The organism is Flagellimonas hadalis (assembly GCF_007785775.2).
GTDB lineage: Bacteria > Bacteroidota > Bacteroidia > Flavobacteriales > Flavobacteriaceae > Flagellimonas > Flagellimonas hadalis.
On record NZ_VNIK02000002.1, the window covers coordinates 329,544 to 342,685 of the forward strand.

Sequence of the window (13,142 nt, forward strand, 5' to 3'; positions counted from 1 at the left end):
GGTTTATAGTGGAAATGAAGTACCGCTAACGCAACCCTTTCTTCTAAACCCTACAATAGCCAATTAACATAAGAGCAGTAAATTTGCAAGAAGGATCAAGTCTGTACAGGACAAGTAATCAACTAGAAAATTAACGGGTATTGGCAACTGGTTCACCTTTTAAAGAATCCAAAATGGTTTATTTGACAACGAACGAGCAGGACCTGCTACCTGATTCATTTGAATATCCCCATTTTTATACGCCGATTGCCATTGCCAAAAAAGCGGCGCTAGACCTTCAAAATAGATTGAAACAAAATCTACCGGAATTAGTGGATCAACCAACCGGACGTATGTTCGGCGTGCTTGTGGTACAACCCAAAGGCGGTGGACTTGGATATCTTAGTGCCTATTCGGGGGAGCTACAACCGGAACTGGAAATCCTGCCCTTTGTACCTCCTGTCCATAAGTTACCAAAAGGGGAGGATTTTCCAGAAATGGCCGCTATCAACGCCATTAACAAAGAAGTTATAGCGTTGGAAGAAAGTGATGCGTTCATCAGTGCCGAGCAGCAATTAAAAAAGATCGCAGAAGAGACCAAAGAAAATATATTGGCCGCCAAGAAAGCAGCAAAAAAGAGCAAATTTGAACGTGACAGACTTAGAAAAGAGTCCATTCACCTTCCTGAAAAAGAACGCCAGAAACTCTTGGAAGACTTGTCAAATCAAGGTGCCAATGAAGGAATGGACCTGAGACGTTTTACCCGTTCAGAGAACTTGCGACTAGAAAAGGCAATAAACGTATACGGGAAGTTCCATGAACGGATTGAAATGCTGAAAACCCAGCGTAAAACCAAGTCCATTGAGCTGCAGGAAGCCATTTTTAAATCCTTTATTTTTTTGAACGGGGAGGGAGAAGGCAAAAATGTTAAAACGGTCTTTACCGATTTTGGAGTAAATGAACCACCTGCCGGGGCAGGGGAATGTGCTGCTCCAAAACTGTTTCAATATGCCTTTCAACAGGGAATGAAGCCTATGGCTCTAGCTGAGTTTTGGTGGGGGCCTCCTCCCAATTCGGAGATACGGGAACATGGCAAGTTTTACCCAGCCTGTAAAGGGAAATGCCGACCTATTTTGGCGCATATGCTCAAAGGAGTTTCTGTAAAACCAAACCCCTTGTTGGAAAATTTTGGGGCAGGGAAGAAACTGGAAGTTCTCTTTGAGGACGAACATTTGGTGGTCGTTAACAAACCTGCCGGCATGTTGTCCGTTCCGGGAAGGCACATAAAGGATTCGGTCAAGGCCCGTATCCTGGAAAAATATCCCAATGCCAATGGCCCAATGATCGTACATCGGCTGGATCAAGATACCTCGGGGATAATGATCGTCGCCCTTTCCAAAAAAGCGCACAAGCTGCTCCAACAACAATTCTTGGATCGGACCATTCACAAAACCTATTTTGCGATACTGGAAAAACCCATTGAGGAAACATCGGGAAAAATTGAGCTCCCCCTTGTTTTGGACATTCACAATAGACCGATGCAAATGGTACATTATGAGCATGGCAGACCGGCATTGACACTATATGAAGTAATACAAAAGACAGCCAACCAAACTTTGATCAAATTAAATCCAATAACGGGACGTTCGCATCAATTGCGGGTGCACTGTGCGCATCAATTGGGGCTACATGCGCCAATTGTTGGGGACAATTTATATGGCACCCCGTCAGAACGACTTTTTTTGCATTCACGAGAGGTAGAATTTGTGCACCCCATGACCAATAAGCCAATGAAAATCAGAACAGAAATTCCTTTTACTATATGAAACTTAGGATACTGGTCACCGATTCCGAAAACAGTATTTTATTGCTTTCGATGGATTGTAGAAAAGTAGCCTCGGCAAGAATCGAACTTGCATCTAAAGTTTAGGAAACTTCTATTCTATCCATTGAACTACGAGGCCGTTTCCATAATGGAGTGCAAAAATATGTTTTTTTGGAAAACTTTCCATCAAACAATGACTCCTTCAACCAGAAATTTGAAAAAAACAGCCCAAAAAGGTACTCCCACTAAAAGGCATTGCGCTTTTTCCCCTCTTCCTTCAAGATCTTGTCCAAAAAGGATCGGGACAATGGTTTGTCGATATAGCCCGATATGAGCTTGTGGTCCTTGGCAATGGTGCGGTCACTGGAATTTACAAAGGCAGAGAGCACATACACACTGGGCAACTCATGACCTGTGAACAGGTTTTGGAGATTGTGCAGGAAATCCCAACCGCTCATTCCATCCATCACAAGGTCCAAAAAAATAATGTCCGGTAGTTTATTGCTGTTCCCCAATAGCTCAAAACAGGATTTTAGCCCTTCTTCCCCACTGGAGCAAGTAATGATATCAAAATCCCCATTGGATTGTTGAATGCAGTAGCGTGTCGCAAATTGCGACACCAGATCATCGTCTATGATACAGGCGGTAAGCTTCATTCCGGTTAAAATGTCGATTTGGGTTGCCAACAAAGCTAAACTCTTGCCCGCCCCGAGCCATCCAAAATCGTTGTTTTGCCCAAAATCCCGTTGAGAAAACCTTAATGTGGCAATTTATCCCTCAAAAACCCGTACACAAAGGCTCCCAATACCGCACCAAAAAGAACGATGAGAATAGGCCAATATCCTGCCCCAACCAAAATATAGATGGGCCCAGGACAAGCACCGCCCAAGGCCCAGCCCAATCCAAATAGCGTGCCGCCGATAATGTAACGGGCAAAAGACCTTTCTTTCTCCTCTATTCGAATGGGTTCCCCAAAGAACGACCTCACTTGAGATCTTTTGATCCATTGGACCAAAACAATCCCGACAGCCAATGCGGAGCCAATAATGCCGTACATGTGGAACGAATCGAACTGGAACATTTCATAAATGCGGAACCAAGAGGCGGCTTCCGACTTGTATAGGATTACCCCTAAAAAGGTACCTACGATGATGTACAATACACTTTTCATGATCCAAAGATTAAGGGGAACAACAGATGGACCATGATCAGCCCACCGATAAAAAACCCGATTACGGCAATCAACGAAGGTCGTTGCAAATTGCTCAACCCTGAAATGGCATGGCCCGAAGTACAGCCTCCTGCATATCTTGTACCGAAGCCGACCAAAAAACCGGCCACCAAAAGTAGGATCAAAACCGAAGGTTTGGTCAAAGCTTCCAAACTGAACAATTCAGTTGGCAAATAGGCAGTCCCTGCACTTTCAAAACCAAGTTCGTTCAGTTTGGTCACAGTCTTCTCCGAAATCTGGACCCCAGGATTGGGCGAAAGCACATTGGCTCCCAAAAATCCACCAATCACAGAGCCCAATACGACCAAAAGGTTCCAACGTTTGGATTTGATATCGACTTTAAAATAGTCGGTGAACTTTCCAGCACCGCCAATGGTACAAAAAGTCTCCAGATTGGACGACATGCCAAAGCGTTTGCCCATCAGGATCAAAACCGACATGACCAAGGCAATGAGTGGCCCAGCTATGTACCAGGGCCAAGGTTGATATAGCATTTTCGTGAAGTTTTTGGTAAAGGTCACGAAAATGCCTTACATATCAAACGATGTGGGAGTTAACAACAGTTTTTATCGGAGTCGGAAACCCCGAATTTTTTCAGGATGTCTTCCAACAGGCACCATTTGGTCAAGGAAGATTGCAACAAATTGGCACCCACAAAGGCTGTAAACCACAACCAATTGATGTTCACATATATGGCCAACGCCAAACTTATCAAGATAAAGGTGCCTGCCACACCCCTTACGATTCTATTTCTCATTTTTGACATTTTTAAACGGTTCTTTCAATGGGAACTTCAACGGCCCTGATGGGGTTGGTGGTCCCAGTCTTTGCATTGAACTCTTTCAACAAATTGAAAAATTCGGTGACTTTCCCTTCTTCGGTGAAGGAAAAAAATAGGTTGGATGCCGCCCCTCCCTTCTCACTTGGAAACCAGCTGTTGGTATAGAACATCGGAGGGGTGTTTTTGTACCCATCTATGTCCGAACCGCTAAAATTTTCTATCCCGGCCTTTTTGAAGAGTTTGAACACTTCTTTCTCGAACTCTTCGACCGTGGTCACAATGATCATTTTCATATCAATCATAATTTTTACGTTCAATCATATAATACACCAATGGCACTACCAATAGGGTCAATATGGTCGACACTATGGTTCCGCCCATAAGTGAAATGGCCAATCCCTGAAAAATAGGGTCGAACAAGATCACAAAAGCTCCAATCACAACAGTTCCTGCTGTCAACAAAATAGGTGTGGTACGGACCGCTCCGGCCTCGATCACCGCTTGTTTCAACGGAATGCCCTCATTCAACCTTAGGTTGATGAAGTCAATCAGCAACACCGAATTCCTCACCATGATCCCTGCCAAGGCAATCATACCGATAAAAGAAGTGGCTGTGAAAAAAGCACCCAACATCCAGTGGCCCAAAACAATCCCGATCAGAGAGAGTGGTATGGCCACCATCATCACCATGGGTGCCCTGAAGTTTTGGAACCACCCCACGATCAACATATAAATGATCACGATGACCCCCAAAAAGGCAATGCCCAAATCACGGAACACCTCCAAGGTAATCTGCCATTCCCCGTCCCATTTCACGGTATAGTCGTCCTCAAACTGGGGCTGTTCCATATAGAGTTCGTTCATGGTGTAGCCCTTAGGCAATTGCAACTGGTTCAATTTGTCCGTCATGCCTAAAATGGCATATACAGGGCTTTCCAGTTCACCCGCCATATCGGACATCACATATACCACTCGTTTTTGATTTTTTCGGTAGATGCTTTTTGCCTTGGTGCCCTCGTTAATGTTCACCAAATCCCCAACAGAAATCATATTGCCCTGTTGGGAGGCCACTTTCAATTGCTTGATTTCATCCAAAGTGGATTTATCCTTTTCACTGATGGAAAGCACAATCCCAATTTGATCAACGGAATTTTCATCATACACGTGGGACACCGGCATTTCCCGGAAAGCCATGCCCATTACCTGAACGATCTGTTGGGGAGTGACCCCGTAGAGCATTGCCTTTTCCTTATCCACAACAAAATCATATTCCACTTGGTCGTCCTCGACCATCCAATCCACATCCACCACATCGGTAGAGTTGTTCAAAATGCCTTTTACCTTATCCGCAACCACAATCTGTTCTTTATAATCCGGGCCATATACTTCTGCCACAATGGTGGACAACACGGGAGGGCCTGGTGGCACCTCAACAATCTTGATGTTAGCGTTGTACTTTTTGCCCAATTCTTGGATTTTTGGTCTGAGCAATTTGGCAATATCGTGACTCTGCTCGCTACGATCGTGTTTGTCGATAAGGTTCACCTGAATATCGGCCATGTTGCTGCCTCCGCGCAGATCATAGTGCCTTACCAGTCCGTTAAAGGTGATCGGTGCCGAAGTGCCTACATAACTCTGATAGTTCATCACTTCTGAACGGGTTGACAAATAAGCTCCTATTTCCTTGGCCACGGCCGAAGTACGTTCCAGAGTGGAACCTTCAGGAAGGTCGATGACCACCTGAAACTCGTTCTTGTTATCAAAAGGAAGCATTTTTACGGCCACTGATTTGGTAAAGAACATGGCTACGGAACCAAACAACAATACCACCGTGATTCCGATAAACAACCATCTTTTCTTGCGGCTTTCGATCAAGGGTTTTTCAAATCGCTCGTAAGCTTTGTAGATAAAGGTATCCTGAATTTCAACGGGTTCTTTTTCCTTTTCTTTTTTCTTGTCCTTTTCCCTTAGGAAGATATAACCCAAATACGGGGTGATGGTCAACGCCACGAACAAGGACAACAACATGGCAATGGACGCACCGATAGGCATTGGGGACATGTAAGGCCCCATCAAACCAGATACAAACGCCATTGGCAACACGGATGCAATTACCGTGAAGGTGGCCAAAATGGTCGGGTTACCCACTTCATTGATGGCGTATAATGCCGCATCCTTGAACGGCAATCGTTTCATCTTAAAGTGGCGGTGCATGTTCTCTGCAATAATGATGGAATCATCCACCACAATACCCGTTACAAACACCAAGGCAAACAAGGTGATACGGTTCAAGGTATAGTCCAGCATGTAGTAGCTCAGCAACGTCAAGGCGAAGGTTATTGGCACGGAAAGGAACACCACCAATCCGCCTCTCCATCCCATGGCCAACATCACCACAAAAGTCACCGCAATGATGGCACCGATCAAGTGCATCAACAGTTCGGATACTTTTTGCGAAGCCGTCTCCCCATAGTTACGGGTCACTTCCACATGAACATCATCAGGAATCAAATTCTTTTTCAAATGTTCCACTTTCTCCAATACCACATCGGAAATCTTCATGGCATCGGCACCTTTTCGCTTGGCAATGGAAAGGGTAACTGCTGGATATTCGGATTTGTATTCCGATGATTTCTCACTGGCAGCTCCAAATCCAAGGGAAACATAGTTTTTGGGCAATTCCGGTCCATCCAAAACGGTGGCGACTTGCTTCAAGTAGATAGGTTGACCTTGTTTGGTGCCCACGATCAAGTTTTCCAAATCCTCTTTGGTCTCCAAGAACCTTCCTGTGGCAATATGGAACTCGGTGTCATTGGATAAAAAGTTGCCGGAATCCATCTGTTGGTTATTGGCCTTGATCATTTGGGCAACCGCTAAAAGGTCAATCCCTGATTCAGCCATTTTATCCTTGTCTATCACAATGCGAAGTTGGCGGCTACGGCCCCCGATCTTTTTGGTGATGGAAACGCCGTTTACTTTCTCGATCTCGTTGATCAATTCCCCAGAGATTTCACGCAGTTGGAAATCGTTATACTCATCGCTCCAAAGGGTCAATGCCAACATGGGCACATCGTCAATGGCACGGGTCTTCACCAAGGGCATGGTCACTCCAGCAGGCATTTGGTCCATGTGCTTGTTGATCTCGTCGTACAAGCGTACCAAGGAACGTTCAATATCCTCACCCACATAAAATTGCACAATGGCCATTCCCTGCTCCTGCATGGAGGTGGTGTACGCGTACTCCACCCCTTTGATGTTGGATATGATCTTTTCGAGCGGTTTGGTGATCCTGGATTCCACCTCGGTTGGGCTGGCTCCGGGATATCCCACAAATATGTCCGCCATGGGCACATCGATCTGTGGCTCCTCTTCCCTTGGGATCAGGAAGGAACTGTACACCCCAATGACCATGAACACGACCATCAAGAGTACCGTTAATTTAGAGCTGATGAACCCTCTCGCTATTTTTCCTGCAAGTCCGTCTTTCATTGTTCCTTTTTTAGGTTATTGAATGGTTACTTTAGCTCCATTATACAGCTTGCCTTCGGCAGAAACGATGTAAGTTTCCCCTTTGGAAAGGCCGGACAATATTTCCACCTCATCTCCATAGGTCTCTCCCAATCGCAGCCAACGCAATAGGGCCACATTGTCTTGACCCAAGGTATAGATTCCGCTCAACTGCCCTTTTTGGATCAAGGCTTTGGACGGAACCGTAACCATGGTTTTTTCATTGTTGGCATTGTCCGTCTCCAGCCTCACGGTTGCATACATACCTGACAATATCTTGGCATCCGTTTTATCCAGTTGTACTTTCATCAAATACTGCCCACCTGTGTTTTGGGCAGAAGCGCTCAATTCGGTTACTTTTCCGGTAACGATGGTATCCAAAGCTTTGACCTGGACCAAGGCTTTGGCCCCCACTTGAATCCCAGTGATATTGTTCTCGGCCACTTTGGCCACTACTTCAAATCCGCCGGGAGATTCCACGGAAACCAAGGGAACGCCTGGGTTGGCCATATCACCTTCGTCAATGTAGGTATTGGTCACCACCCCACTGAACGGGGCTCGAATGTTGGCATAGGCAAATTGGGAGTTGACTTCGTTCTTCATTTGGTTGGCCGATTCCAATCGGGCCTTGGCCATTTCGTAACGGGCGGTCATATCATCCAGTTCCTTTTGGGAAGCACTGCTTTCCCTGAAAAGGTTCTGGAACCTTGCGTAATCCTTCTTGGCATTGTTGAAGGCCACCGTTGCTTCGGCAATAGAGGCTTCCACTTGTGCTTTTTGGGCACGTAGGTCCACATTGTTGATGGAAATCAACAAATCTCCCTTGTTTACTTTTTGGCCAATTTTCACGGGCAACGATTCCACATAGCCCATCATTCTAGTGCTTAGTGTGGCATTGTTCAAAGCGGTTATCTGTCCGCTTCCTGCCAAAATGGTGTTGCTATCCCCCGTTTCCACTTCAGCAACGGTCACAGGAACGGCAGGTCCACTGTCCTTCTTTTGCTCCTTGTCACTTCCACAGCTTGCCAAGGTGATTCCCAAGGTCAGGGCGATTAAAGCATTTCTATATATCGTAGTGTTTTTCATGTTGCAATTATTCTTTGGTTAAAAATGTTAGTAGGGATTGTGCTTGATTGTATTCGAAAATGGTTTGGTAATAGGCCAATTGTTTTTCGGCGTACATGGCCTCTGCCATCAATAGATCGTTTGTTCTTTCCAAGCCTTCCTTAAATCGGTTTGTACGTATTCTCAAGGATTCCTCGGATTGGTCCATAGCCAATTTTGAGGTCTGGAGCCTGTTTTGCGCATCTTCGACCATCCTTCTGGTGCGTTGTAGCTCCATAGAACTTTTGGCAACGTACTGTTCGTATTCCTGCTTCGCTTTCTCATAATTTGTTTTGCTCTTGCCCACTTTTGCAAAGCGTTGGGCTCCTTTAAAAACATCCCAGCTTAAACTGGCCCCAATGATATATCCCTTGGCATCTGCCCTAAAAACTTGGTCATCATACATTTCGTAGCTGGCAAAGGCATTCAACCTTGGCAAAAAGGTCATGTTCTCTGCCCTCATGTTTGCCCTGTACGCTTCGGAGACCAAATCCATGGCCCGTACGTCAGCACGGTTTTCCAATGTTGCCTCGGTAGTCTCGCCTAAATCATTGGGCATCAATTCTTCGTTAGGTTCATATACCACGTTGCCTTGTTCGTTCATCAAAAAAGCCAAATAATCAGATGCATTGCTTACATTGCTTTTGGCCGAGTTCAGTTGGTTCTCCACCTCGGTGACCCTTACCTGCACCTCCAACAGGTCTGCTTTTTGCAGCAATCCTTGATTGAAACTGTTCTGGGCTGTGTTCAGGTTCGCATGGGCTGCTTCATACGCTTTTTCCAATACCTGTACCGCCCTGTGGGCCAACTGTAACTGTCCAAATGCCTTTTGTGCCTCAAAATCCAGATAATCTCGGGTACGCATGGCCTGCAGGTCCTTGGCTTCCATAGTGGTTTTAGCTGCCTTGCGTTGGTAGAATCCATCCAAATTGATCAAAGGCTGCTCCACGGAAATCTTGGTGGCGAAGTTTTCTATTTGATCGGGATCGTTCAACAAAGCTGGGTTAAAATCCGCTTGGGTCAATATCTCTTGGTTCAATTTGGAACCAAAGGCCATCAAAGGGTTCGTGGTCGTTATCCCTGTATGGGAGACCGATATCTGCGGCGAAAAGATGGAACTTGAAAACTGGTAATCGTATTTGGCCATCTTGGCTTCCTGTTCGGATACCTTGATACTTGCATTGGATTCCTGCACCCTGGCCAGGACATCCTCCAGGGAAACCTTTACATGGTCTTGTGCCCGTAAGGTTCCCTTAAGTAAAATGAATGCTATCAAAACTAAAAATTGCCTCATAAATCATAGAATTTGAGACAAAATTAAAGGCGCAAAACCACCTCCACAGTAACATTGGTTACCTTAAAAATCAAATGGGACAAAAGTGGGCCACGCCTAAAATAGCATCGTGCTCCCCTATGGTCGGTGAACCATCAAGAGGAAAAGGAAATGTAAATAGTAGAATGAATAATATCCTATTTTTTGCCGCTGTTCATCATGAGAAGAACGGCAAGGACCAAAGCAACGGAGACAGCTCCAAAAACGGCGATCATCACGATGCCATTGTCCCATGAGACCAAGGAAAAGGATAGAAAAGTTTTCATAAGTATGGTTTTACAGGGCTAAAAGTAAAGGTAATCTGATTTCCAAATCATGACAATTCTCATATTTGGAACCTTTTGATGAACTCATGTCCTTCGGAAAGACCAATGATACTTGGGCAAAAAACAAGACCGCCCCGAAGAGAGCGGCCTTTTATCAACCAACCAAAAAACTAGTTTTTGACCTTGCACGTATTGATCCCCAAAAGGGTGTACAAAGGGCAAAAGCTCACAAAGCTTGTCAGGACAAATATTGCCGCCAAGGCCAGCAGCACATATGCCAACGTTCCCGTGATCATATTGAAGTAGTACAGTGCCACTACTGCAAGTGCCAGGATAATCCGAATCGTGCGGTCCGCACCGCCCATGTTTTTTTTCATGATCTTCAGTTTATGGTTCTTCCCTACAAGGTACCAAAATTGGGACAGATTTTCTCCCCACTTTTTGATTATCACAACATTACTCCAAATGTAGGGATTCATCCAAAAGCAATTGGTAACATTGGTTACATAGCTTTCCTTATTTTTACGGTACATTTAATTCTCATACTTTATGAACAGAAGGGAATTCACTTTGGGAATGTCATTGGCCGGCATGGCCAGTATCTTGGGTGTTGAGATTGTATATGGAGGTCTCATGCCGGAAGGATACAGCCCTTTGGGCCTTCAGGACCCTGACCCTTTTAAAATGTTCCATAAGGACAAGGAAATGGTCGTTTTGAACGATCGTCCCTGGAACATGGAGGCGAAGGCCCATCTATTGAACGATAGGGTGACGCCGAACCAATACATGTTCATTCGAAACAACGGAAACATCCCAGAAGGCATTGATGTGTCCAAATGGACCCTCACCATCGATGGAGAATCCGTTAAAAACAAAAAAACCTACTCACTTTCCGAATTAAAATCCAAGTTTGGGCACCATACCTATCAATTGGCCTTGGAATGTGGCGGAAATGGCCGAAGCGAATTCAATCCACCGGCCAAGGGAAACCAATGGACCGTTGGGGCAATTTCGTGTGCCGAATGGACCGGGGTTCGTTTGCGTGATGTGTTGGAAGATGTCGGGATCACATCCGATGCCGTTTACATTGGCTACCATGCTGCGGACACGCATTTGAGCGGAGACCCCAAAAAAGAACCCATCTCCCGGGGCGTCCCCATTGCCAAGGCATTACAGGATGAAACCCTGCTCGCCTTTGCCATGAACGGTGAGGACATCCCTCTGGCGCACGGTCATCCATTGCGATTGGTCTGTGGTGGTTGGCCCGCTTCCACATCGGGCAAATGGCTCACCCGCATCAGCGTCCGGAACAAGGAACACGATGGTGAAAAAATGGGCGGCAGTTCGTACCGGGTACCCTGCGAGAACGTGGCACCAGGCAGTGAAGTGGACGATGCCGACATGTGCATCATCGAATCCATGCCCGTAAAATCGTTGATCACATCCCCCAAAAGCGGTGCATTGATCAAAAATGGAAAATCCTTGACCATCAACGGACATGCATGGGCCGGCGAACTTGAGGTCTCAAAAATGGAATATTCCATTGATTTTGGAAGCACTTGGCATACCTGCTCGCTCGAAAAACCAGCAAACCGATTGGCCTGGCAACATTTTAAGACCACAATTTCCTTCCCACAAAAGGGATATTACGAAATTTGGGCCAAGGCCACGGACTCCCATGGAAAGGGACAACCTATGGTTTTGCCCGGCTGGAACCCCAAAGGCTACCTCAACAATGCCTGTCATCGCATAGCGGTCAAAATCGTTTAAGGTGATGGAGGACTTTCGAAAACAGGTCGGTGCACTGTCCAAAGCACTTTGGGCATTTTTGGGATTGATCGTCGTGCTTTTCGCAGGACTTTTTTATTGGGCAAATTATACCCCACCCCCTACCTATGAAGAAATCCCGATGAAAGAAACCGTTACCGATTTCGACCAAATTGAAAACGGTGTCCATGTGGCCACTGGTTTTGTGGTGGATGAAGGGATGGAGGTGACCATCCAGAACTGTACCGGCTGCCATTCCGCCAAATTGGTGACCCAGAACAGAATGGACCTGGAGGGTTGGAAAGCCACTATTAAATGGATGCAGGAAACCCAAAACCTATGGGACTTGGGGGCGAACGAAACACTGATTTTGTCCTATTTGTCAAAAAACTATGCCCCAAAAGAGCAGGGAAGAAGACAAAACTTGGAAGATATTGATTGGTATGAACTAAAGTGATTTATGGAAGCTTATGTAGATGCCTTTATGAACGGCTTTTGGGGTACCATCAACTGGACCTGGAAATCCATTTGGTTAGATGTGCCTTGGTATACCAACTATTTTTGGGGCCTGATCTTGATTTCCCTACTGGTCTGGGGCTTGGAAATCCTGTTCCCTTGGCGTAAGGACCAATCCGTTTTCCGAAAGGACTTTTGGCTGGATGCCTTTTATATGTTCTTCAATTTTTTCCTATTCGCCATCGTCATCAATGGGGTGTACAAGATGCTTGGGGTCCTTTTTTTGGATGTGGGCATTTCTTCCAAAACGTTGGCGATCATGGAAATGGGCCATTGGCCGCAATGGGTACAGCTCTTGGTGTTTTTTATCCTATTGGATTTTGTGCAATGGTTCACCCATATATTGCTGCACAAATATCCCGTGCTCTGGGAGTTCCATAAAGTACACCACAGTGTCAAGGAAATGGGTTTTGCGGCACATTTGAGGTACCACTGGATGGAAAACATCCTCTACAAACCATTAAAGACATTGGGTGTGATGGTTTTGGGAGGGTTTGAACCTGAGCAGGCCTATATTGTGCACTTTGCCGCTATTGCCATCGGACATTTCAACCACTCCAACATCAAACTGACCTATGGTCCCTTGAAATATATCCTGAACAATCCCGTGATGCACCTGTACCACCATGCCTACACCATCCCCGAAGGTTCATATGGTGTGAATTTTGGCATCAGCCTGAGTATTTGGGACTATCTTTTCAAAACAAATTACATTCCAGAGAGCGGTGGAAAAATTGAACTTGGTTTTCCGGGCGATGATCAACTACCGAAAGGGTTTTGGAGCCAATTGATCTATGGCTTCAAAAAAAGAGGTAAGCCTTAGAGCTTTTCTT

14 protein-coding genes and 1 tRNA gene are annotated in these 13,142 nt (G+C 45.6%); 4 read left to right on the forward strand and 11 right to left on the reverse strand.

Annotation, left to right across the window (positions count from 1 at the left end; genetic code table 11):
* Positions 1-173: 173 nt before the first annotated feature.
* The gene (locus FOT42_RS05650; protein ID WP_151889604.1) at positions 174-1,805 is read left to right on the forward strand and encodes an RluA family pseudouridine synthase; all 1,632 of its coding nucleotides are present in this window, start codon (positions 174-176) and stop codon (positions 1,803-1,805) included.
* A gap of 66 nt (positions 1,806-1,871) precedes the next feature.
* On the opposite strand, the gene FOT42_RS05655 is transcribed toward FOT42_RS05650, so the two are convergent.
* The 11 genes from FOT42_RS05655 to FOT42_RS05700 all read right to left on the reverse strand — a co-directional run bounded on the left by FOT42_RS05655 (position 1,872) and on the right by FOT42_RS05700 (position 10,403).
* A tRNA-Arg gene (locus tag FOT42_RS05655) sits at positions 1,872-1,943 on the reverse strand.
* 106 nt (positions 1,944-2,049) lie between these two features.
* Positions 2,050-2,460: a response regulator gene (locus FOT42_RS05660; RefSeq protein WP_151889605.1), complete on the reverse strand. Its 411-nt coding sequence runs from the start codon at positions 2,458-2,460 to the stop codon at positions 2,050-2,052.
* Between the two features lie 101 nt (positions 2,461-2,561).
* Positions 2,562-2,975 carry a YeeE/YedE family protein gene (locus tag FOT42_RS05665; RefSeq protein ID WP_151889606.1) on the reverse strand — a complete coding sequence of 138 codons (414 nt, stop codon included), beginning with the start codon at positions 2,973-2,975 and terminating at the stop codon, positions 2,562-2,564.
* Positions 2,972-3,529 (reverse strand): YeeE/YedE family protein, encoded by a 558-nt coding sequence (locus tag FOT42_RS05670; RefSeq protein ID WP_151889607.1) that lies wholly within the window; start codon positions 3,527-3,529, stop codon positions 2,972-2,974. Before FOT42_RS05670 ends, FOT42_RS05665 begins: the two co-directional genes overlap by 4 nt.
* A gap of 59 nt (positions 3,530-3,588) precedes the next feature.
* Positions 3,589-3,792: a YgaP family membrane protein gene (locus FOT42_RS05675; protein WP_119620086.1), complete on the reverse strand. Its 204-nt coding sequence runs from the start codon at positions 3,790-3,792 to the stop codon at positions 3,589-3,591.
* Between the two features lie 11 nt (positions 3,793-3,803).
* Positions 3,804-4,109: a hypothetical protein gene (locus FOT42_RS05680; RefSeq protein WP_151889608.1), complete on the reverse strand. Its 306-nt coding sequence runs from the start codon at positions 4,107-4,109 to the stop codon at positions 3,804-3,806.
* A gap of 1 nt (position 4,110) precedes the next feature.
* A complete protein-coding gene (locus FOT42_RS05685; RefSeq protein ID WP_151889609.1) occupies positions 4,111-7,305 on the reverse strand; it encodes an efflux RND transporter permease subunit in 3,195 nt (1,064 codons plus the stop codon).
* A 15-nt stretch (positions 7,306-7,320) separates the two neighbouring features.
* Positions 7,321-8,409 carry an efflux RND transporter periplasmic adaptor subunit gene (locus FOT42_RS05690; RefSeq protein WP_151889610.1) on the reverse strand — a complete coding sequence of 363 codons (1,089 nt, stop codon included), beginning with the start codon at positions 8,407-8,409 and terminating at the stop codon, positions 7,321-7,323.
* A 7-nt stretch (positions 8,410-8,416) separates the two neighbouring features.
* Positions 8,417-9,721: a TolC family protein gene (locus FOT42_RS05695; protein WP_151889611.1), complete on the reverse strand. Its 1,305-nt coding sequence runs from the start codon at positions 9,719-9,721 to the stop codon at positions 8,417-8,419.
* Between the two features lie 176 nt (positions 9,722-9,897).
* A complete protein-coding gene (locus FOT42_RS18390) occupies positions 9,898-10,026 on the reverse strand; it encodes a hypothetical protein (protein ID WP_262884004.1) in 129 nt (42 codons plus the stop codon).
* Positions 10,027-10,196: 170 nt separating this feature from the next.
* On the reverse strand, positions 10,197-10,403 hold the full coding sequence (locus FOT42_RS05700; protein ID WP_151889612.1) for a YgaP family membrane protein: 207 nt from the start codon (positions 10,401-10,403) through the stop codon (positions 10,197-10,199).
* Between the two features lie 172 nt (positions 10,404-10,575).
* Between FOT42_RS05700 and FOT42_RS05705 the strand changes: the two genes are divergently transcribed.
* The 3 genes from FOT42_RS05705 to FOT42_RS05715 are packed head-to-tail and all read left to right on the forward strand — an operon-like array spanning position 10,576 to position 13,132.
* Positions 10,576-11,796 carry a sulfite oxidase gene (locus FOT42_RS05705; protein WP_151889613.1) on the forward strand — a complete coding sequence of 407 codons (1,221 nt, stop codon included), beginning with the start codon at positions 10,576-10,578 and terminating at the stop codon, positions 11,794-11,796.
* A gap of 4 nt (positions 11,797-11,800) precedes the next feature.
* A complete protein-coding gene (locus FOT42_RS05710; RefSeq protein WP_151889614.1) occupies positions 11,801-12,250 on the forward strand; it encodes a monoheme cytochrome C in 450 nt (149 codons plus the stop codon).
* Positions 12,251-12,253: 3 nt separating this feature from the next.
* Positions 12,254-13,132, forward strand: coding sequence for a sterol desaturase family protein (locus FOT42_RS05715; RefSeq protein WP_151889615.1), 879 nt, complete (start codon positions 12,254-12,256; stop codon positions 13,130-13,132).
* Positions 13,133-13,142 lie beyond the last annotated feature (10 nt).

Excerpts from the sequence above, each read along its gene's own strand:
- FOT42_RS05690 (WP_151889610.1), bottom strand. The coding sequence starts at position 8,409 with ATGAAAAACACTACGATATATAGAAATGCTTTAATCGCCCTGACCTTG.
- FOT42_RS05705 (WP_151889613.1), top strand. The coding sequence starts at position 10,576 with ATGAACAGAAGGGAATTCACTTTGGGAATGTCATTGGCCGGCATGGCC.
- FOT42_RS05710 (WP_151889614.1), top strand. The coding sequence starts at position 11,801 with ATGGAGGACTTTCGAAAACAGGTCGGTGCACTGTCCAAAGCACTTTGG.
- FOT42_RS05660 (WP_151889605.1), bottom strand. The coding sequence starts at position 2,460 with ATGAAGCTTACCGCCTGTATCATAGACGATGATCTGGTGTCGCAATTT.
- FOT42_RS05670 (WP_151889607.1), bottom strand. The coding sequence starts at position 3,529 with ATGCTATATCAACCTTGGCCCTGGTACATAGCTGGGCCACTCATTGCC.
- FOT42_RS05715 (WP_151889615.1), top strand. The coding sequence starts at position 12,254 with ATGGAAGCTTATGTAGATGCCTTTATGAACGGCTTTTGGGGTACCATC.
- FOT42_RS05665 (WP_151889606.1), bottom strand. The coding sequence starts at position 2,975 with ATGAAAAGTGTATTGTACATCATCGTAGGTACCTTTTTAGGGGTAATC.
- FOT42_RS05680 (WP_151889608.1), bottom strand. The coding sequence starts at position 4,109 with ATGAAAATGATCATTGTGACCACGGTCGAAGAGTTCGAGAAAGAAGTG.
- FOT42_RS05650 (WP_151889604.1), top strand. The coding sequence starts at position 174 with ATGGTTTATTTGACAACGAACGAGCAGGACCTGCTACCTGATTCATTT.
- FOT42_RS05695 (WP_151889611.1), bottom strand. The coding sequence starts at position 9,721 with ATGAGGCAATTTTTAGTTTTGATAGCATTCATTTTACTTAAGGGAACC.
- FOT42_RS05685 (WP_151889609.1), bottom strand. The coding sequence starts at position 7,305 with ATGAAAGACGGACTTGCAGGAAAAATAGCGAGAGGGTTCATCAGCTCT.
- FOT42_RS05700 (WP_151889612.1), bottom strand. The coding sequence starts at position 10,403 with ATGAAAAAAAACATGGGCGGTGCGGACCGCACGATTCGGATTATCCTG.
- FOT42_RS18390 (WP_262884004.1), bottom strand. The coding sequence starts at position 10,026 with ATGAAAACTTTTCTATCCTTTTCCTTGGTCTCATGGGACAATGGCATC.
- FOT42_RS05675 (WP_119620086.1), bottom strand. The coding sequence starts at position 3,792 with ATGAGAAATAGAATCGTAAGGGGTGTGGCAGGCACCTTTATCTTGATA.